This is a genomic window from Pseudomonas syringae, assembly GCF_000737245.1.
Classification (GTDB): domain Bacteria; phylum Pseudomonadota; class Gammaproteobacteria; order Pseudomonadales; family Pseudomonadaceae; genus Aquipseudomonas; species Aquipseudomonas syringae_J.
This window is the reverse complement of the sequence record NZ_JPQU01000078.1, coordinates 107,401-126,854: the sequence shown is the minus strand read 5'-3', so window position 1 is coordinate 126,854 and position 19,454 is coordinate 107,401. Positions and strand designations below refer to the sequence as shown.

The 19,454-nt window shown below is 57.6% G+C and carries 13 protein-coding genes; 8 read left to right on the top strand and 5 right to left on the bottom strand.

Annotated features, from left to right (window positions below; all coding sequences use genetic code 11):
* Positions 1 to 341: 341 nt before the first annotated feature.
* The 4 genes from IV01_RS25995 to IV01_RS03020 all read left to right on the top strand — a co-directional run bounded on the left by IV01_RS25995 (position 342) and on the right by IV01_RS03020 (position 9,747).
* Positions 342 to 1,871, top strand: coding sequence for a hypothetical protein (locus IV01_RS25995; protein WP_050507961.1), 1,530 nt, complete (start codon positions 342 to 344; stop codon positions 1,869 to 1,871).
* Between the two features lie 948 nt (positions 1,872 to 2,819).
* On the top strand, positions 2,820 to 6,110 hold the full coding sequence (locus IV01_RS03010; protein ID WP_032631209.1) for a DUF2126 domain-containing protein: 3,291 nt from the start codon (positions 2,820 to 2,822) through the stop codon (positions 6,108 to 6,110).
* Between the two features lie 248 nt (positions 6,111 to 6,358).
* Positions 6,359 to 8,854, top strand: coding sequence for a circularly permuted type 2 ATP-grasp protein (locus IV01_RS03015; protein WP_032631208.1), 2,496 nt, complete (start codon positions 6,359 to 6,361; stop codon positions 8,852 to 8,854).
* Complete coding sequence (locus IV01_RS03020; protein ID WP_032631207.1) at positions 8,854 to 9,747, top strand: transglutaminase family protein; 894 nt, start codon at positions 8,854 to 8,856, stop codon at positions 9,745 to 9,747. Before IV01_RS03015 ends, IV01_RS03020 begins: the two co-directional genes overlap by 1 nt.
* Before the next feature lie 171 nt (positions 9,748 to 9,918).
* Here IV01_RS03020 and IV01_RS03025 read toward each other — a convergent pair whose 3' ends face one another.
* Both IV01_RS03025 and IV01_RS03030 read right to left on the bottom strand, forming a co-directional pair.
* Positions 9,919 to 10,116, bottom strand: a complete 198-nt coding sequence (locus IV01_RS03025) for a hypothetical protein (RefSeq protein ID WP_032631205.1) — start codon at positions 10,114 to 10,116, stop codon at positions 9,919 to 9,921.
* A gap of 131 nt (positions 10,117 to 10,247) precedes the next feature.
* The gene (locus IV01_RS03030; protein ID WP_032631203.1) at positions 10,248 to 10,493 is read right to left on the bottom strand and encodes a hypothetical protein; all 246 of its coding nucleotides are present in this window, start codon (positions 10,491 to 10,493) and stop codon (positions 10,248 to 10,250) included.
* Positions 10,494 to 10,542: 49 nt separating this feature from the next.
* Between IV01_RS03030 and azu the strand changes: the two genes are divergently transcribed.
* Complete coding sequence (gene azu / locus IV01_RS03035) at positions 10,543 to 10,989, top strand: azurin (RefSeq protein WP_032631202.1); 447 nt, start codon at positions 10,543 to 10,545, stop codon at positions 10,987 to 10,989.
* A 187-nt stretch (positions 10,990 to 11,176) separates the two neighbouring features.
* On the opposite strand, the gene nadE is transcribed toward azu, so the two are convergent.
* Positions 11,177 to 12,004 carry an ammonia-dependent NAD(+) synthetase gene (gene nadE, locus IV01_RS03040; RefSeq protein WP_032631201.1) on the bottom strand — a complete coding sequence of 276 codons (828 nt, stop codon included), beginning with the start codon at positions 12,002 to 12,004 and terminating at the stop codon, positions 11,177 to 11,179.
* An 83-nt stretch (positions 12,005 to 12,087) separates the two neighbouring features.
* The gene (gene pncB, locus IV01_RS03045) at positions 12,088 to 13,287 is read right to left on the bottom strand and encodes a nicotinate phosphoribosyltransferase (RefSeq protein WP_032631200.1); all 1,200 of its coding nucleotides are present in this window, start codon (positions 13,285 to 13,287) and stop codon (positions 12,088 to 12,090) included.
* A 636-nt stretch (positions 13,288 to 13,923) separates the two neighbouring features.
* Between pncB and IV01_RS03050 the strand changes: the two genes are divergently transcribed.
* Positions 13,924 to 14,823, top strand: a complete 900-nt coding sequence (locus IV01_RS03050) for a hypothetical protein (RefSeq protein ID WP_032631199.1) — start codon at positions 13,924 to 13,926, stop codon at positions 14,821 to 14,823.
* Between the two features lie 120 nt (positions 14,824 to 14,943).
* Here the strand turns inward: IV01_RS03050 and IV01_RS0125510 are convergent, their stop codons facing one another.
* Positions 14,944 to 15,903, bottom strand: a complete 960-nt coding sequence (locus tag IV01_RS0125510) for a LysR family transcriptional regulator (RefSeq protein ID WP_050507958.1) — start codon at positions 15,901 to 15,903, stop codon at positions 14,944 to 14,946.
* Positions 15,904 to 16,064: 161 nt separating this feature from the next.
* On the opposite strand from IV01_RS0125510, the gene IV01_RS03055 reads away from it, so the two are divergent.
* Together IV01_RS03055 and IV01_RS03065 are read left to right on the top strand one after the other, a co-directional pair.
* Positions 16,065 to 17,555, top strand: coding sequence for an aldehyde dehydrogenase family protein (locus tag IV01_RS03055; protein ID WP_032631198.1), 1,491 nt, complete (start codon positions 16,065 to 16,067; stop codon positions 17,553 to 17,555).
* A 735-nt stretch (positions 17,556 to 18,290) separates the two neighbouring features.
* Positions 18,291 to 19,424, top strand: a complete 1,134-nt coding sequence (locus IV01_RS03065; RefSeq protein WP_032631195.1) for an ABC transporter substrate-binding protein — start codon at positions 18,291 to 18,293, stop codon at positions 19,422 to 19,424.
* The last annotated feature ends 30 nt before the right edge of the window (positions 19,425 to 19,454 follow it).

Sequence of the window (19,454 nt, the reverse complement as noted above, 5' to 3'; positions counted from 1 at the left end):
TCTGCCGGAAAACTTACTTGCTGTTGTAGGAATGTGCGATTTGTTGGGCACACTTTTTGCGTTGCACCTATGAGTCAAGGGTAATGCAGATAAGTGTTTGGCGAGAGCGTTACATATTTGGTTTTTTAAGTTTTTTACGGCTCCGCGTGTTGTTTATTCGTACTCTAAAACTTCATGCCTCGGTGGAATACCTGAAGCTCATCAAAGAGCGAAGGGTCAGCAATTGCCGAAAGCCAAAACGGAATTGTCATACGCCATAGCTCACGCATTCCTACATCCATCAGGTGGCCGAATTCCTATTCTTCTCAATCCAATGGAAGCGCTCTGCTGGGGAAATCTTCATGCTCATCACTAAGAACAATTCCACAAAAGCTCAGGCGGTCTGCACGACTGCAGAGATCAAACCCTGTCCCTCGCCGACAGCGCCTGCTGACAGCGACGCGAACACCACCCACTCCGAGAGTGTTGTTTCAGAGCTTGCCCGTCGATTGAGCACAGCGGCGCTGCAAGCGCAGATCCGAGACACCAGATTCGATCCGCAAGCTCTAGGTCAAAAAGCAGCGCAAATAATAGGCGAATTATCGAGCGCCCGTGGCAGTGCCGACATCGGCTCGTTCAAAGGCATGCCTAGAGATCAGCTTGCTCTGATTACCTATGACGAAAGCAGCACCTTTAGCCTTGCAGAGCGTGCGTCGGCCAGACTAGAAACCGCTGAGCAGGAGCAGCTTTGGCGGCAGAGCGCCACGACCCGGGCGCTAAGCGAGTACAACACGACGGGCAAAATGGCTGGGTTTTTCCATGAAGCGCAGACCCACTTCAATTCGCTGCCCGTAATTGAGCAAACGCAGTATCCGAACGGCTATGCGTCCGATTTGCAGAGTAAAGTTGCGGCCGGTTCAAGCAAGACCTTGATCCCAGAGTCTCCGGTGACAAGCCCTGTGGAGATTATTCGTGGACTTCTCCCAGAGGTAACTTTCGCCAAATCATCCCCGCCGGATGATCCCGCAGCAGTACCACGCCCGTCGCAAGCTGACCTGCCTGGTACCAAAGCCAGCAGCACCGCTGACCGTGGCCGCCAGTTGATGGTGAGTCGACTGTTCGGCAGTTATGAGCCTCCGGTCGTTGACACTACCAACGGAATAAAGTGTTCGGATTTGGCTCGTGTTAACTATGAGTTCCTCACGAAGCAGGATCGTCAGCTGCTTTCTGAGATATATGCCTATGTTGAGGACAAAAATGTTGATATGGAATACGTCGACCTCCTGGCTTCAGATATCGGAGGGTACCGATTGTTTGGAAATGGTCGTTTCCTTTCAGGTTTCAATGGGGGTAGCTATAACCATCAGGGGTGGCAGATGACTGTGAGCTTCACAGAGAAGGATGCCGCTGCCGCATCGCGAATGTTGAATGGGGCGGCTATCAATAGTACCCGGTTCGATCAGGGTTTTTTGCGGCACATACTGAATCCAACCTATGCGCTGGGTAAGCTAGGTGACTTTGGTTTAATAGAGCACTTGGTGACGAAGTTTTCTGCCGAGGCCGATGCGGCTGTTCCCATGGGTACTCAATTCTCAAATTGTGTACCGAAGAAAATGGGTGAGGGCTACGTGATGACGACCTCGACTACTGTCAGGATTGAAATACCCGAGCCGGATTTTATTACCGAGAATGGAGTTAGACGCCTCACTGAAAAGGGGCGAGCTCTTGGCTTGACGCTGGATGAGGATTCCGGAGAGGCGGTTCGTCCTCACCTTGAACTCGTGCGAGCCAAACAAGGGCTGGAGATATTACGCCAATGGCACGGCAATGAACGCCATCCTGGCGTACCGGGCTGGCTTGGCAGTTTGTGGGATAGGCTTGGAAAAGTGTGAAGCCAGCATTCAATAGCTCCAAACAGACAAGGGCTTGGCGGCTTATTGATCACTAGCTCTCTGCTCCAAGTAGCGACTGTGTACTCCTATAGGAGCCAACTTGTTGGCGAGACACTGTTTCCGGATAAGCGCTGCCAGTGAGTCGCTGCGCTGTCTCTATAGGCGCTGCCGAAGACTGTGAAGGGTTGGTGCCTGGCACACGGTCATTGGTAGCCTTCGGCAGTTCCTTTTTACTACGGCTGTGATGTCGCCTATTTTTCATTTGGTATTGCGCCTTGATCCGAGTGGCAACAACAGCATTTGGGGCGCGGCTGAAGCCGGTTTCGCCCTGACGGTCGACCCCCTTTGTTTCGGCAAAGGGGGGAAACCATTTGCGCTGGCGTCCGGCCCCCGCTTCGCGGCGGTTCCTTCGCTCCGGTGCCGCGGTGTGGGCACGCGCCGAAGGGCCATCCATGGCCCAGCGGCGCTCGCTCGGCATCCCTGCCGAGCGACCCACCCCGCGACACCTGCGCTCAGCCTCCCGACGCGCGTTTGGCGTCGTTCGTGAAATCGCACCAGGAAAAGCAAAAGCAAAATCTGCGTTGCATATTTCCGACTGGCACATCGTTTGTGTTAAGCCCAGTCGATGATGCGTAGATCGCATGGGTCAAGGATATTGCGACTTGTGGCCGGCTGAACGCAGGCGTTGCGCAATGGCTGTTCTCATTGAACGCAAAAGCACAATGCCTCACACACCGCCATTCGCAGCCCGCGGCAGCTCCTACATGCTTGATACCTGAAAATTTTCCCTCCCCATGCCTTATTTCTGTGCAACGCTTGCACAGCGGGGCACGGCTGGCGCTTTAATGGTGCCTGGTTTTGCCTCGCCGCCGAGGAACCGCCGTATTTGCCCGGATGGCATAAGTCTTGCGCGGTTCCATTACCGTCCAGGCTCGCAGGAGGCACGCCGTGTCGATTCATATTGCCTTGCACCACGTTACGCATTACCGCTACGAGAGAGCGGTGGAACTGGGTCCGCAGATTGTTCGCCTGCGTCCGGCGGCTCATAGCCGTACCCGGGTTCTGTCGTACTCGCTAAAGGTCCTGCCTGAAAATCACTTCATTAACTGGCAGCAGGATCCCCAGGGCAATTATCTGGCGCGTCTGGTTTTCCCTGAGAAGACCAACGAGCTGCGTGTCGAAGTCGATCTGGTTGCCGAAATGGCGGTGTTCAACCCCTTCGACTTCTTCCTCGAGCCCTATGCCGAGAAGATCCCGTTCTTCTACGCCAGCGAAGAGCAGCGCGAATTGGCGCCTTATCTGGAAAAGCTGCCGCTTTCGCCGCGCTTTGCCGCGTATCTGGACAGTATCGACCGCACGCCGCTGCCCGCCATCGATTTTCTGGTGGGCCTGAACCAGCGTCTGAGTCAGGACATCGCTTACCTGATCCGTATGGAGCCCGGTGTACAAACCCCGGAATTCACTTTGGAGAACGCTTCCGGCTCGTGCCGCGACTCTGCGTGGCTGCTGGTGCAGTTGCTGCGTCATCTGGGCATGGCGGCGCGTTTTGTCTCTGGCTACCTGATCCAGCTCAAGGCTGATGTCGAAGCGTTGGACGGGCCGTCCGGTACTGATGTGGACTTCACCGACCTGCACGCCTGGTGCGAGGTCTATCTGCCCGGCGCTGGCTGGGTCGGTCTGGATGCCACCTCCGGGCTGTTCGCGGGCGAAGGACACATTCCGTTGGCGTGCAGTCCGGAGCCTTCGTCGGCGGCGCCGATCAGCGGGCTGGTTGAGCCTTGCGAAACCGAGTTCAGCCACGAAATGTCCGTCGAGCGCATCTGGGAAGCGCCTCGGGTCACCAAGCCTTACACCGAAGAGCAATGGGCCGAGATTCAGGCCCTTGGGCACAAGATCGACAGTGATCTGAGCCGCGACGACGTGCGCCTGACCATGGGTGGTGAGCCGACGTTCGTGTCCATCGATGACCGTGACGGTGCTGAGTGGAACACCGCCGCACTGGGCCCGAAAAAACGTGAACTGTCTGCCGAATTGTTCCAGCGCATGCGCAAACATTACGCGCCGCTGGGCATCGTGCATTTCGGCCAGGGCAAGTGGTACCCCGGCGAGCAACTGCCACGCTGGTCGCTGAACTGCTTCTGGCGCAAGGACGGTCAGCCGGTGTGGCGCAATAACGCCCTGATCGCTGAAGAAACCCAGGATTACGGTGCCACCGGCGAGCTGGCCGGAAGGTTTCTGGCCAGTGTTGCCGAACGCCTGAAGCTGCCTGCGCGCTTTGTGTTCCCGGCTTACGAAGACAATTTCTACTACCTGTGGCGCGAGGGTGCGCTGCCGGCCAACGTCAGCGCTGAAGATTCGCGACTTGGGGATGAGCTGGAGCGGGCGCGTCTGCGCAAAGTCTTCGCTCAGGGCCTGGATAAAATCATCGGTCAGGTGTTGCCGCTGGCGCGCAGTGCTGACGGTGACCGCTGGCAGAGTGGCCGCTGGTATTTGCGTGATAACCATTGTCGTCTGGTGCCGGGGGACTCCGCGTTGGGCTATCGCCTGCCATTGGCGTCGCAACCGTGGGTCAAGGCGGCGGAATATCCGTTCATCCATCCCACCGACCACAACCAGGACTTCCCGCAGCTGCCGGATGGCGAGCAGATTCAGTCGCAACTCAGCGGTCTGAGCGAGATTGATGATGCCAATGCCGAGCGCATGCCCAAGGTCGACGAGTCCGCTGACTGGCTGACCCGCACCGCGCTGTGTGCCGAGGCCCGGGAAGGGCGTTTGTACCTGTTCATGCCGCCGTTGGAGAAACTTGAGCATTACCTGGAGCTGACGGCAGCCATCGAGGCCACGGCCCAGGAACTCAATTGCCCGATATTGCTGGAAGGTTATGAGCCGCCGAGTGATCCGCGTCTGGCCAACTTCCGGATTACCCCGGACCCCGGTGTTATCGAGGTCAATGTTCAGCCGTCTGCGACTTGGGACGAGTTGGTCGAGCGCACGGAATTCCTCTATGAACAGGCGCGCCTGACGCGCCTGACCACCGAGAAGTTCATGATCGACGGTCGCCACACCGGCACCGGAGGAGGCAACCACTTTGTCATGGGTGGCGCGACGCCGGCAGATTCACCGTTCCTGCGCCGCCCCGACTTGCTGCGCAGTCTGCTCAGTTACTGGCATAACCATCCGTCGCTGTCGTACCTGTTTTCCGGGTTGTTCATCGGCCCCACGTCCCAGGCCCCCCGGGTGGATGAAGCGCGTAACGATTCGCTGTATGAAATAGAGCTGGCCTTTTCGCAGATGCCTGAGCCGGGAGAAGAAGTCGCACCGTGGCTGATCGACCGTCTGTTGCGCAATTTGCTGATCGACGTCACCGGCAACACTCACCGCGCCGAGTTCTGCATCGACAAGTTGTATTCGCCGGATGGTGCGACCGGCCGCCTTGGCTTGCTGGAGCTGCGGGCTTTCGAAATGCCGCCTCATGCACGCATGAGCCTGGCGCAGCAATTGTTGCTGCGCGCATTGGTCGCGAAATTCTGGCGTGAACCTTATGCGCCTGCGAAGCTGGCGCGCTGGGGTACGCAGTTGCATGACCGGTTCATGTTGCCGCACTTCATTGAGCAGGATTTTGCCGATGTGATCGAGGAACTGAACAGCGCTGGCTACCCGCTTCGCGCCGAATGGTTTGCCGCGCATCTGGAATTCCGCTTCCCGAAAGTGGGCGATTACAGCGTCAGCGGCATCGAACTGGAATTGCGTCAAGCCCTTGAGCCTTGGCACGTGCTGGGTGAGGAGGGCTCGGCCGGGGGCGCGGTCCGGTATGTGGATTCTTCACTGGAGCGCTTGCAGGTCAAGATTAATGGCTTGCCGCCGACACGATATGTACTGACCTGTAATGGCGTTGCGATACCATTGCAGCCCACAGGTCGGGTCGGCGAGTTTGTTGCGGGGGTGCGTTATCGTGCCTGGCAACCGGCCAACTGCCTGCAACCGACCATCCCCGTGCATGCGCCGTTGGTATTCGACTTGATCGATACCTGGATGCAGCGCTCGCTGGGCGGCTGCGAGTATCATGTCGCGCATCCTGGGGGCCGTAATTACGAGACTTTACCGGTCAACGCCAACGAAGCGGAAAGCCGGCGTCTGGCGCGCTTCTTCAGGATCGGCCACACCCCCGGCAAATTGGAAGTGCCACTGCTGAGCATCAATGACGAACTGCCGATGACGCTGGATATGCGTTTGCATTGATAGGTCGGCAGGGAATTGCAACTCGTACTCTGTAGGAGCGAGCTTGCTCGCGATAGCGTCCGGACGTTCGATAAATAGTCGTCTGACCGGACGCTATCGCGAGCAAGGTGGAGCGCCACCCCGGTCGCTCCTACAGAGGGTTCTGTATCGTTATTTTATAAAAGTGATTCCGCCAGCCCGATGCAACCGTTCATTGGCTGACATCTGATTGCGCTAATCTGAAATCTTTAGTCTCTGCCGAGCCTTCCATGCCCGACTTGCTTGACCGCTACCCGCTGTTCCCGGGTACCTATCACGAAATGCTTGATGCCGACGGTGCCGTTCGCCCGCATTGGCAGCGCCTGTATGAGCATCTGCAACGCAGCAGCCCCGCGCAATTGATGCAGCGTCAGGCGCTGTTGGCCCGGCAGATTCAGGAAAACGGCGTCACTTACAACGTCTATGCCGATCCCAAAGGGGCCGACCGGCCGTGGGAGCTGGATCTGCTCCCGCACCTGATTCCTGCTGAAGAATGGCAACACGTTGCGGCAGGCATCGCGCAGCGGGGGCGCTTGCTCAACGCCGTGCTCGCGGACCTTTATGGCCCGCAAACCCTGATCGCCAGTGGTTTGCTGCCCGCCGAACTGGTGTTTGGTCACAACAACTTTTTATGGCCGTGCCAAGGCGTGGTGCCGCCGGAAGGTATTTTCCTGCACATGTACGCCGTGGACCTGGCGCGCACTCCCGATGGTCGCTGGTGGGTTACGGCGGATCGCACCCAGGCGCCGTCCGGTGCCGGTTATGCGTTGGAAAACCGCCAGATCGTGTCCCGGGCCTTCCCGGAAACCTACCGCGATTTGCAGGTTCAGCACCTGTCCGGCTTCTTCCGTTCGTTGCAGGAGACTCTGGCGCGTCAGGCCCCGGCCAACAACGAAACGCCTCTGGTGGTGTTGCTGACGCCGGGTCGTTTCAACGAAAGCTATTTCGAACACCTCTACCTGGCACGTCAGCTCGGCTATCCGCTGGTTGAAGGCGGCGATTTAACGGTGCGCGACGCGACGGTCTATCTGAAGACCCTCAGCGGCCTGCGCCGGGTGCACGCGATCATGCGTCGTCTGGACGATGATTTCTGTGATCCGCTGGAACTGCGCACCGATTCGGCACTGGGTGTGCCCGGGCTGCTGGAAGCCGTGCGTCAGGGCCGGGTGCTGGTCGCCAATGCCTTGGGCAGCGGCGTACTGGAATCCCCGGGTCTGTTGGGCTTTCTACCGAAGATCTGTCAGCACCTGTTTGGCGAAGAGCTGATCCTGCCATCGGTCGCCACCTGGTGGTGCGGTGAGCCGCCGGTGCTGGCCGAAGCCTTGGCCAAATTACCGGAACTGCTGATCAAGCCGGCCTTTCCTTCCCAGAGTTTCACGCCGGTATTCGGCCGGGACCTGAATGAGGCGCAGCGGCAAACACTGGCGCAGCGAATGCAGGCCCGGCCGTACGCTTATGTGGCTCAGGAACTGGCACAGCTCTCCCACGCGCCTATCTGGCAGTCTGACGGCGAACACTTGCAGCCACGGGCCATTGGCATGCGCGCGTATGCCGTGGCCAGCAACGATGGCTATCGCGTGCTGCCCGGTGGTCTTACCCGAGTCGCTGCCGAAGCCGATGCCGACGTGGTGTCGATGCAGCGCGGCGGGGCGAGCAAGGACACCTGGGTGCTGGGTGAGTTTTCCCAGGCGGGCGAGCCTTGGAAGGGCCAGCGTGCCCTGGGCGTTCATGACCTGATTCGTCGCGACCCATACTTGCCTTCACGTGTGGTGGAAAACCTGTTCTGGTTCGGTCGTTACTGTGAACGCTGCGACAACAGCGCCCGATTGCTGCGCATCATGCTGGCCCGTTATGTGGACGGCGATGATCCTGTGGCCCTTGAGGCTGCGGTGGCGCTGGGTGAGCGCCTGAACCTGCTACCCGATGAGGAAGAGGGCGGCGAGCTGCATGAGCGGCTGCTGGCGGCCCTGCTGGGCGAAGAATGGCCGTTCAGCCTGCGTGCCAACCTGCAGCGTCTGCAGTGGGCGGCATCGCAAGTGCGCGGCAAGCTGTCCAGGGAAAACTGGCAGGCCTTGGTAGAGTTGCAACGCGAAGCTCTGAGCCTGGAAGCCGAAGAGCCGGACTTCGGCGAACTGCTGGACTTCCTCAATCGGCTGGTGATGTCCCTGGCGGCCCTGTCCGGTTTCGCCCTGGACGACATGACCCGTGACGAAGGCTGGCGATTCCTGATGATCGGTCGCCGGGTCGAGCGTCTGAAATTCCTCAGCACCAGTCTGGCGGCATTCCTGCGAGGCGTGGCCGCGACCGATCAGGCCGGGCTTGAATGGTTGCTGGAGCTTGGCAACAGCAGCATCACCTATCGCTCCCGTTATTTGGCGGTTCCGCAGCTGATTCCGGTGCTGGATCTGCTCTTGCTCGACGATCAGAACCCCCACGCGGTGCTGTTCCAGCTCAAGCTGGTGTCGCGCTCGCTCAATCGTTTGAACGAAGACTTCGGCGCACCGCGAGACGCAAGCCTGGGTACGTTGGTGCGTCGTCTGTCGAGCTTCGATCTGGGCTGTCTGGAGAATCCATTGTTTGGTGAAAGCAGCCTGCGGGCGGTGCTCGACGGCCTTGCCGATTTGCTGCAAACCATTGGCGATGCCAGCGGCCAGGTGTCCGACCGCCTTGCCCTGCGCCATTTCGCCCATGTCGACGATATCAGCCAGCGAACGGTGTCCGTCTGATGAGTGCCCATTACCAGATTTTTCACGACACACACTACAAGTACGACAGCCCGGTTTCCCTGGCCCAGCAGTTGGCGCATCTATGGCCGCGGCCTAGCGAGTGGCAGCGTTGCACCGAGCAGCAACTGTTGATCAGCCCGATCCCGACCATTCGCCGGGACGAGTTTGATGTGTTCGGCAACCCGCTGACCCGACTGGCCTTCGAACGGCCCCATGACGAGTTGCAGGTCAATGCGCGTTTACAGGTTGAAGTGCTGGGACGTCCTAAGCTGGATTTCCAACAGTCTCCAGCCTGGGAATCCACTCGAAGCGCAATGATGTACAGCACCCGGCCGATGTCGGCAGACATCCTTGAAGCCTGCCGTTACCGCTTCGAGTCGCCCTATGTGCATTTGAAACAGTCTTTCATCGAGTTCTCGGCCGATTGCTTCATGGCGGGTCAGCCGTTGATGTTCTGCGTGCAGGCGTTGATGGAGAAGATATTCACCGAGTTCACTTTTGATGGCGAAGCAACCCAAGTGGCGACCCCGCTGGTGGAAGTGTTGGAAACCCGCCGCGGTGTTTGTCAGGACTTCGCTCACTTGATGCTGGCCTGTTTGCGTTCACGGGGCTTGTCGGCGCGCTACATCAGCGGCTATCTCTTGACTCAGCCACCGCCAGGGCAGCCACGGTTGATCGGTGCCGATGCGTCACATGCATGGGTTTCAGTGTTTTGCCCGGTATTGGGTTGGGTGGATTTCGACCCGACCAACAACGTGCAGCCTGCGCTGGAGCACATCAGTCTGGCTTGGGGGAGAGATTTCTCGGACGTTTCGCCGTTGCGCGGGGTGATTCTGGGAGGGGGTAGCCATGACCCGGAAGTGCGAGTGACGGTGATGCCGATTGAGGGGTGAGGTCTGGGTGCAAATGACCCATTTGTTGGAGCGGTGCCGTGGGACCGGCTTTAGCCGGGAAAGCAGTTGGTCGGTAGGGAAAGATTTAGCGTCTGTCCCGGCCTCTTCCCGGCTGAAGCCGGTCCCACGTCGTCACATCCGCTTGCGGGCAAACATTCCCCGCAGGGGTACTCAATTTGCTGGCTTGTCGTCAGTAGTTGCCTGATCAGCCGTTGGCGCGTCATCAACGGACTCGTCGCCTTCAACGGTCTCGCCTTCAGCGGTGGTCTCGGCCAAGGCAGCGTTTTTGCGCTGTAGCTTTTCCTCTTTCTTCTGCTCTTTGGCCAGGTCTCTCTGACGTTTGGCGAAGGAGTAATTAGGTTTAGCCATGGGCGATCCTCTGTTCAGACTGGAAATGCCGCCATTCTGCCTGAGAATGGGGCCGGACACACGGCGTTGTGCGTCAGATGGTCCAATAGCTTAATTTCGCACGGCCAGCTTTCGTCCTTAATCTGCGGTTATTACGCCTCGGATTCACCCGCATCACAGCCGCTGGCGGCACAGGCGTAGGCGGCGAACAGGTTACGGAAAAAATTGTTGAGCGGCATGATGGCGTTCCTGATGGTCCAGCGGATGAGCTCTGATGAGCGGCGATGGCTCATGTTGCTCGGATCAAAGGCTGCTGGCTGTTTGATTCTTTCCATGACCCTGATAGCGAGACGCCACTGAGCCTTGTTGACGCAGGTCATTGGAACCTGGCGGGACATCAGGCACTCTTTCACGTAATTACTAAAATACCTGTCTCGGAGATTCCCCATGATTCGCAAGCTTGTTGCTGCTTCCCTGCTGACGTTGGCCAGTGGTCACTTGCTGGCAGCCGAGTGCAAAGTGACGGTCGACTCCACCGACCAGATGTCCTTCAACACCAAGGCCATCGAAATCGACAAAAGCTGCAAGACGTTCACCGTCGAGCTGACTCACTCCGGCAGCTTGCCGAAGAACGTCATGGGGCATAACTGGGTGTTGAGCAAAGAGGCTGACGCTCCAGCCATCGCCAGCGAAGGCATGGCGGCCGGAGTCGACAAGGATTACCTGAAAGCCGACGACGCCCGGATCATCGCCCACACCAAACTGATCGGTGCGGGTGAGACGGATTCGGTCACGTTCGACGTCTCGAAACTGGATCCGGCTGAGAAGTACCAGTTCTTCTGCTCGTTTCCGGGCCACATCAGCATCATGAAAGGTGCGGTGACCCTGAAGTAAACAGGGCTGCGGGGGTTGAACTCTGGGTTTGCCTGCAAGTGGACGACGTGGGACCGGCTTCAGCCGGGAAGGCGGCATTTCAGACTATCGCTATGTAGCGGATGTATTGGCCTCTTCCCGGCTGAAGCCGGTCCCACGTCGCTAGCCCAAGCACCGCTCTCACAGTTTGATCCGGGAGCGGCTACCATCAAGGCGCGTACGGCAATTCCCGCTTGTGCTGGGTCTTGGTGTAGGTGTCGCAGATGATCTTGAACGCCTCGTCACGCACCGGTTCGCCGTGCAGGAAGGCATCGATTTCAGCGTAGGTCACGCCATGTGACGCTTCGTCCGGTTTGCCGGGCATCAGGTCTTCAAGGTCGGCGGTGGGGACTTTTTCCACCAGTGATTCGGGAGCGCCAAAATGCCGGGCAATCGAGCGCACCTGATTCTTCACCAGCCCGCTGAGCGGTGCCAGGTCGCAGGCGCCATCACCGAATTTGGTGAAGAAACCCATCACCGCTTCGGCCGCATGGTCCGTGCCGATCACCAGCCCCTGATGCACACCGGCGATAGTGTATTGCGCCACCATGCGCATGCGCGCTTTGGTATTGCCGAGCACGAAATCCACTGCGCTGGCATGTTGACCTTCAAACGACTTGATCTCAGTCGCCAACGCCTTGACCGCGCTGCCGATATTGACCGTGTGACGCACGTCCGGGTTGATGAAATCCACCGATGCCTGGGCTTCGTGCTCATCGTGCTGCACCAGGTAGGGCAGGCGCACGGCGATGAACTGATAGCCGTTATCGCCGGTGCTGCTGCGCAACTCTTCCACTGCGCGCTGAGCCAGCAGGCCGGCGGTCAATGAGTCAACGCCGCCACTGATGCCCAGTACCAGGGTCTTGAGTCGGGCATTGATCAGGCAGTCCTGAATGAACACGATACGTCGGGCCACTTCGGCCTGCAGCGCGTTTTCATCGGCGAAAGGTGGTTGGACCTTGAGCTGTTCAGCGATCTGGAGCTGTACGGCTTGCATGATTCACTCCTTGGTAGGGTTGGCAGCTATGCGGTGACAGATAGCTGGTAACAAATAGAAGGCCAATGGTTCAGTGCTGCAAATCAGTCTGCGACTTTGAACACATGCCTCAGGTATGAAACGAAATTCGGGTCCTTGCATTGGGTCTTGCCCGGCTCGTCGGAGATCTTGGCCACCGGTTGCCCCGCGCAAGCGGTCATTTTCAGGACGATGCTCATGGGTTCGACACCCGGAATGTCTGCGGTCAGGTTAGTGCCAATTCCGAAACTGACATTGATGCGACCACGCAAAGCGCGAAATATTTCCAGCGCCTTGGGCAACGTCAGGCCATCGGAAAACACCAGCGTCTTGCTCATGGGATCAATCCCGAGCTTGCGGTAATGCAGGATGCATTTTTCGGCCCACTTCACCGGATCACCGGAATCGTGACGCAGGCCGTCGAAGAGCTTGGCGAAATACAGGTCGAAATCGCGCAAAAACGCATCGGTGGTGATGCAGTCCGTTAGCGCGATGCCCAGCAATCCGCGGTATTCGTGGACCCAGCAATCAAGTGCGGCACTTTGACTATCAATCAGCCGTGGGCCCAGTTGTTGGTGAGCCATGATCCATTCGTGGGCCATGGTGCCTAAAGGCTTGAGGTCAAACTTGCGCGCCAGATGCACATTACTGGTGCCCACGAACTGGCCGGGGAAGTCTCGTTTGAGCACATCGACCACTTCTTCCTGGACTCGATAGGAAAAACGCCGACGGGTGCCGAAGTCCGCCACCTTCAACGCAGCCAGCTCATCGGCTTCGGCGTTGGCGGTCAGCCAGTCGAACTTGCGATACAGCTGATCCCGGGCATGACTGAGCAAAATGTTCGGATGGCGATGACGATTACGCACTTCACTGACAATCGCCAGGACCGGCACTTCGAAGAGAATCACGTGCAGCCATGGCCCTTGCAGGCGGATGCACAGCTGGTCGTCTTCGATAAAGGTTTTCACGTAGCGGGTGTTGAAGCGGAAAAGACCCAGGAACCTCAGGAAGTCCGGCTTCATGAAGTTGATGCGCTCCAGGAAATTCAGCTCCTGGGCACTCAGTGACAAATCGCAGAGCTGCTTGATCTGTTGCTGAATTTCACCCAGATAGGGCCGCAAGTCTTCGCCGTTGCGGCAGCGAAATTCCCACTCAACGTCAACGTTGGGATAGTTGTGCAGCACCGCCTGCATCATGCTCAGCTTGTACAGATCGGTGTCGAGCAAACTTTGCACGATGCGATTGGAGAAAGCGCTCTCGCTCATTGGGTCGCTCCAGCAGGACCGGCCGCCAGACACGGCCAAACAAAATGTAGATCAGGTGTCACGCACGGCCCATAGCAGAGCCGTCGAGCGTCCGTTGAGTTTGTTTTTGACATGGCCGACATAATGCCAGCGCAAGCGGGGGGAGGGACAGGATTCTTTGCGTGGAGGCTCTCTGACAGCTTACGAAGCGGTAGGAGCGTTTGCCAGGCCGGCTTGCCGCGTACGCCGCTGCAAACCATTTATCTGTAGGAGCCAACTTGTTGGCAAGGGCGTCAGTCCGACGACATGTATCTATTGATAGTGTCGACGGCTCGCGAACAGTTCGCGCCTACAGAAGATAATGTTGATTTGTCTAACTCATTCCATTGGTTAGTTTGATGTTGATGTTTCTGATGAAGGGGCAGGCGCTACGCATTGTAGGAGTTTTCTTAAAATTGCCGAGAAAACGGAATCGAGATCATATTTGGTTGATGGATCGCGAAGTTGAATTTAGAATTCGGTCGATCGTTTTTGAATCAAGCGGCGATTTAATTCAAGTCAATATATTTTGGTAGGTCATGAGATTATCAATAATTGCGCTGTCGGTTTTTTTTACTCTTCTTGCAGGGTGCGATGAGGATTGGCTGACCCGTAGTGATGGTAAAGCACATTACGCAACTCTGTATTTTGATGGCGACGTCAACAGATCTCTATCTGGCGCCGGGAAAAAAAGCCTTTACTCTTTATCCGGGAAATATACTCGAAGACCTTCGTGGTTTAGGTATTCCGGTTGATGCTCTAGATCTTCAGCTAGATAAAAAAGATTCCAGAGCTATAAATGTCGCGATTAAGGATGCCTCATTTGGACCTGACCTTCAGGGCGCGTTGAAAAAAGCATTTTCGGATGTTCTTGACGCCAAAAGGCTTCCTGCTTTCAGTGGTCATGTGACAGTGGATCTGGAGTCCCCGCATTTTAAAATCCCCCATGCACAGCTTTACGAGCGGTCAGGCAATGGGGTTTACATTCACTCGCAGGCTGAGATGAGGGTAAGCGTTAAACATAGCTCTGATAGGTTGTTTGATATTTTTGATAGTTATCGTAAGCCTGATTTTTACTGTGATGTATCCTCGGTGGTGAATCATGACTTTCCTTTCTACTTGGCATTGCGGATTCCAAACAAGCTGCCGGGTAGCTTGCGGGATTATAATGCGATGGTTGTGACGTGGGGTTACAAGCCTGTGGGCGTCACGATGAATTTCATAAATGAAAATATACACCGGTTGGTGTCCGAAGGGAGGCTGGAAGTGCGAATGGACTCGAGTCGTGTCTCACAGGTTAATAATCAAGTTAGCGTTAGAGTAGGCAGTCTGGGAGGTTACTCGGAAGATTATTATGAATCTCAACGCTCCGGAAAGCTCTCATACGAAGTATATAAAGAGCTGGAATCCAAATGTCAGACAATGGCCGCCGGTCTAGGTCGTCCCTTCACATTCCACTTCGGTGACGGCCTTGATCGTTTGAAGGCAGTTATTTATGCCGGCCAGGCTGCAATCTGATCGTCCATTGATAGGGCCCGCCTTGGCGTGACTGACCGAAAACTGTAGAGGCCAACTTGTTGGCGGGACGTTATCCCTGACCTTGAACATAGAGCGCCTCACTGTAGGAGCTGACCGAGCTTACGAGGGCTGCGATCGCGGTTGGCCTGACCCACCGCGATGCGTAGCCTTCGGCAGCTCCGACAGGTCTTCCTCCAGCTGCTCCAGCATCCACTTCGCAAAATCCCGGATCTTCGGCACTTCGGCGGCGTGTTCCGGGTAGGCCATGTAATAAGCGTCGCTGCTGGGGAGCGCGTGTTGCCATGGGATCACCAGCTTGCCGTCAGCCAGTTCTTCTTCCACCAGAAACCGCGGCAGCAGGGCGACGCCGCAACCCACCTGGGCGGCGCGAATGCACATGTAGAAAGTTTCGAAGCGCGGCCCGTGATAACTGTGTTCAGTGTGATAACCCTGACTGTCGAACCAGTCGTGCCAGCCTTGCGGTCGGTTGGCGTTTTGCAGCAGGACCAGATCGGTCAACTGGGTGGGGTCGGTGAAAGGCTTTTCAGGCAAGGCGCTGGGTGCGCAGACCGGAACCAGTTCTTCACCGAATAGCCGTATGCTTTCCGCGCCGGGGCGAGCACCCTGGCCGAAGTAGAAGGTGAAATCGCAGCGGCTTTGAATCAGGTCGTCGGTTTCCTGCTCGTTGACCACATCCAGATGAATATGCGGATGCCGCAGCCGCCAGCCTTTCAAGCGCGGGACCAGCCAGCGCGCACCGAAGGTCGAGGGCGTGGAAACCCGCAGCACCTCGGTTTCTCCGCCATAGGAGCGCAGAAAGTGCGTGGACATTTCCATCTGGCTGAGAATCTTGCGCACTTCCCCCAGATACAGCCCGCCAGCCGGAGTCAGTTGCAGGCGGCGGCGGATCCGACGAAACAGCAAGTGCTGCACCAGCTCTTCAAGTTGCGCCACTTGCTTGCTCACCGCACTTTGCGTGAGGTTCAGCTCCTCGGCAGCACGTGTGAAGCTCAGATGCCGGGTGACCGCCTCAAAGCATTGCAGCGCGGTGATCGATGGCATGTGACGTCTATTGAGCATATGCGGGCCTTTTCCGATCCTGAAACTGCTGCGGGGAGGCAGCATGAATAAAAGGAATGATATCTCGCTTAATGGTCGTTTGTTGATGGGCTTAAGGCCAGTTATTACTAGAGGCTAGGTATTTACCCGTATTTTCAGCATTCCCGAAATCAGGAGAGAACATGCTTACCGACCTGCTAACCCGCCTCGGTGTCGACCCCGCGCTTTACCAGAAGGGCGACCAGCCTGTTCATACGCCGATTGATGGCAGCCGTATTGGCGCCGTGAGTTGGGAAGGCGCTGCTGAAGTCGAGCAGCAAGTGACCCGTGCTGATGCTGCCTTCGAGGCTTGGCGCAAGGTGCCAGCTCCTCGTCGTGGCGAGCTGATCCGTCTGTTTGGTGAAGCATTGCGCAAGCATAAGGCTGAGCTGGGCGAACTGGTTTCCTGGGAAGCGGGCAAGATCACTCAGGAAGGGTTGGGCGAAGTGCAGGAGATGATCGACATCTGCGACTTCGCGGTCGGTCTGTCCCGCCAGCTGTACGGTTTGACCATCGCGTCCGAGCGTCCCGGCCACCACATGCGCGAAACCTGGCACCCGCTGGGCGTTGTCGGCGTGATCAGCGCATTCAACTTTCCGGTAGCCGTCTGGGCTTGGAACACCACCCTGGCGCTGGTGTGCGGTAACTCGGTGCTGTGGAAGCCGTCGGAAAAGACGCCGTTGACCGGTCTTGCCTGTCAGGCGCTGTTTGACAAGGTCGCCAGCGAGTTTGCAGACGCTCCGGCTTACCTGGCTCAGGTGATCATCGGCGGCCGCGACGCGGGTGAAGCGCTGGTCGACGATCCGCGTGTGGCTCTGATTAGTGCGACCGGCAGCACCCGAATGGGGCGTGAAGTGGCGCCGAAGGTCGCTGCGCGTTTCGCTCGCAGCATCCTCGAGCTGGGCGGTAACAACGCGATGATTCTGAGCCCGACTGCTGACCTGGATATGGCTGTGCGCGCCATCCTGTTCAGCGCTGTCGGCACCGCCGGGCAGCGTTGTACCAGCCTGCGTCGCCTGATTGCCCACGAGTCGGTCAAGGCCGAAATCGTCTCCCGCCTGAAAACCGCTTACGAAAAAATTCGTATCGGTCATCCACTGGAAGGCAATCTGATCGGTCCGCTGATCGACAAACACAGCTTCGACAATATGCAGGACGCGCTGGAGCAGGCTTTGAGCGAAGGCGGCAAGGTGTTCGGCGGCAAGCGCCAGTTGGAAGACAAATTCCCTCATGCTTACTACGTTTCCCCAGCCATTGTTGAAATGCCTGAGCAAAGCGATGTGGTTCGGGATGAAACCTTCGCGCCGATTTTGTATGTGGTGGGCTATGAAGATTTCAACGAGGCTCTGCGTTTGAACAACGCTGTGCCACAGGGGCTGTCGTCCTGCATTTTCACCACTGACGTGCGTGAGGCCGAGCAGTTCATGTCGGCGCTGGGCAGTGACTGCGGTATCGCCAACGTCAACATCGGCCCGAGTGGCGCAGAAATCGGCGGCGCGTTTGGCGGTGAGAAAGAGACCGGCGGCGGCCGTGAATCTGGCTCCGACTCGTGGCGTGCCTACATGCGTCGCCAGACCGCGACCATCAACTACTCGCTTGAACTGCCGCTGGCTCAGGGCATTACCTTCGATTGATTGTTGGGGCCTGCGCTGCGACGTGGGACCGGCTTTAGCCGGGAAGAGGCCGGGACAGGCGCTTGATGTTTGTCGTCTGAAACGCAGCCTTCCCGGCTAAAGCCGGTCCCACGTCGTCGCGCCAATATTGCGATCACTCCTGTTGGAGCCAGGCTTGCCCGCGAATCAGGCGCAGCGGTATGTCAGACAGACCACGTCATCGTTCTTCGCGAGCAAGCTCTGCTCCCACAGGGATTTGCGGTGCGTCAGGCAGACCACGTCGTCGTTCTTCGCGGGCAAGCCTCGCTCCCACAGATCTATACCCCCGTTGGAGCGAGGCTTGCCCGCGAATCAGGCGCTGCGGTATGTCAGGCATGCCACGTCGTCGTTATTCGCGAGCAAGCTCGGCTCCTGCACGGCTATGCTCGACAAATTCCTTGCTAACCTCTAATGGTGCGTCTCGTAGCGCGGGCGCACCGTGGGTGTGCAGTTCGGTGACGCATGCTGTTACAGCCGGGTTGTACGTAGCTGGGTGGTTAGGTTGCTATGTATTTTTGCGCGGGTTGCGCTACAAATTTAATACGGTTGCACCTAAGCCGGGTCGGCAGGTTGCACGCCCTGTTTTCAATGGGCTGAAATGCTGTACAGGCTGCAAAAACGAGAGTTTCACCAGAATAAAAAACGAATGGCACGCCACTTGCTCAGAGCAATCGGGTAGTTGCAGTGCTAATCAAAAAAACCTCAGGAGCACCACTCATGTCGCAGACGTTTTACAGGAAAGGCTTTCTGGCAATTGCAGTCGCTACTGCATTGGGCGTGTCTTCGTTTGCTCAGGCTGACGTCAAAATCGGTGTCGCGGGGCCAATGACTGGCGCCAACGCATCGTTTGGTGAGCAATACATGAAGGGCGCTCAAGCAGCTGCTGACGCAATCAACGCCGCTGGCGGTGTGAACGGCGAGAAAATCGTATTGACGGCTTATGACGACGCCTGCGAACCCAAGCAAGCGGTTGCCGTCGCCAACAAAGCGGCTTCAGACAAAGTGGCCGGCATCGTCGGTCACTTCTGCTCGTCATCGACGATTCCAGCGTCCGAGGTTTATGACGAAGCGGGCATCATTGCAATCACCCCAGGCTCGACCAACCCAACCGTTACCGAGCGTGGTCTGAGCGCCATGTTCCGTATGTGCGGTCGTGACGATCAGCAGGGCATCGTGGCGGGCGACTACATTGTTGACGTGCTCAAAGGCAAGAAAATCGCCGTCATCAACGACAAAGACACCTACGGCAAAGGCCTGGCTGATGCGACGGCCAAGCAGCTCACTGCACGTGGCGTGAAACCAGTGCTGGAAGAAGGCCTGACCCGTGGCGAGAAAGACTTCAGCGCCCTGGTCACCAAAATCCGCTCGGTCGGTGCTGATGTTGTCTACTTCGGTGGTCTGCACCCGGAAGCAGGTCCGCTGGTTCGCCAGATGCGTGAGCAGGGCCTGAAAGACGTCAAATTCATGTCCGATGACGGCATTGTTACCGACGAACTGGTCACCACTGCTGGCGGTGCGCAATACGTTGACGGCGTGTACATGACCTTCGGCGCTGACCCGCGCATGCTGCCAGACAGCAAGGCTGTAGTGGATGGCTTCCGCAAGTCCGGCTACGAGCCTGAAGGCTACACCCTGTACGCCTACGCTTCGGTCCAGGCTTTGGCTGCCGGCTTCAACGGTGCCAAATCCAACAAGGGCGAAGACGCCGCCAAGTTCCTCAAGGCCCACCCGGTCAAGACCGTCATGGGCGAAAAAGCCTGGGACAGCAAAGGCGACCTGAAGGTCTCCGACTACGTGGTTTACCAGTGGAATAAAGACGGTAAGTACCACCAGCTTGAAAAGCAGAAGTGAAATAAACCATTAGCCGGGCTGGTGTCTGCG

Coding starts and splice junctions, on each gene's coding strand:
- azu (WP_032631202.1), top strand. CDS start 10,543: ATGATTCGCAAGCTTGTTGCTGCTTCCCTGCTGACGTTGGCCAGTGGT.
- IV01_RS03050 (WP_032631199.1), top strand. CDS start 13,924: ATGGTAAAGCACATTACGCAACTCTGTATTTTGATGGCGACGTCAACA.
- IV01_RS03025 (WP_032631205.1), bottom strand. CDS start 10,116: ATGGCTAAACCTAATTACTCCTTCGCCAAACGTCAGAGAGACCTGGCC.
- IV01_RS03020 (WP_032631207.1), top strand. CDS start 8,854: ATGAGTGCCCATTACCAGATTTTTCACGACACACACTACAAGTACGAC.
- IV01_RS03055 (WP_032631198.1), top strand. CDS start 16,065: ATGCTTACCGACCTGCTAACCCGCCTCGGTGTCGACCCCGCGCTTTAC.
- pncB (WP_032631200.1), bottom strand. CDS start 13,287: ATGAGCGAGAGCGCTTTCTCCAATCGCATCGTGCAAAGTTTGCTCGAC.
- IV01_RS0125510 (WP_050507958.1), bottom strand. CDS start 15,903: ATGCTCAATAGACGTCACATGCCATCGATCACCGCGCTGCAATGCTTT.
- nadE (WP_032631201.1), bottom strand. CDS start 12,004: ATGCAAGCCGTACAGCTCCAGATCGCTGAACAGCTCAAGGTCCAACCA.
- IV01_RS25995 (WP_050507961.1), top strand. CDS start 342: ATGCTCATCACTAAGAACAATTCCACAAAAGCTCAGGCGGTCTGCACG.
- IV01_RS03015 (WP_032631208.1), top strand. CDS start 6,359: ATGCCCGACTTGCTTGACCGCTACCCGCTGTTCCCGGGTACCTATCAC.
- IV01_RS03065 (WP_032631195.1), top strand. CDS start 18,291: ATGTCGCAGACGTTTTACAGGAAAGGCTTTCTGGCAATTGCAGTCGCT.
- IV01_RS03030 (WP_032631203.1), bottom strand. CDS start 10,493: ATGTCCCGCCAGGTTCCAATGACCTGCGTCAACAAGGCTCAGTGGCGT.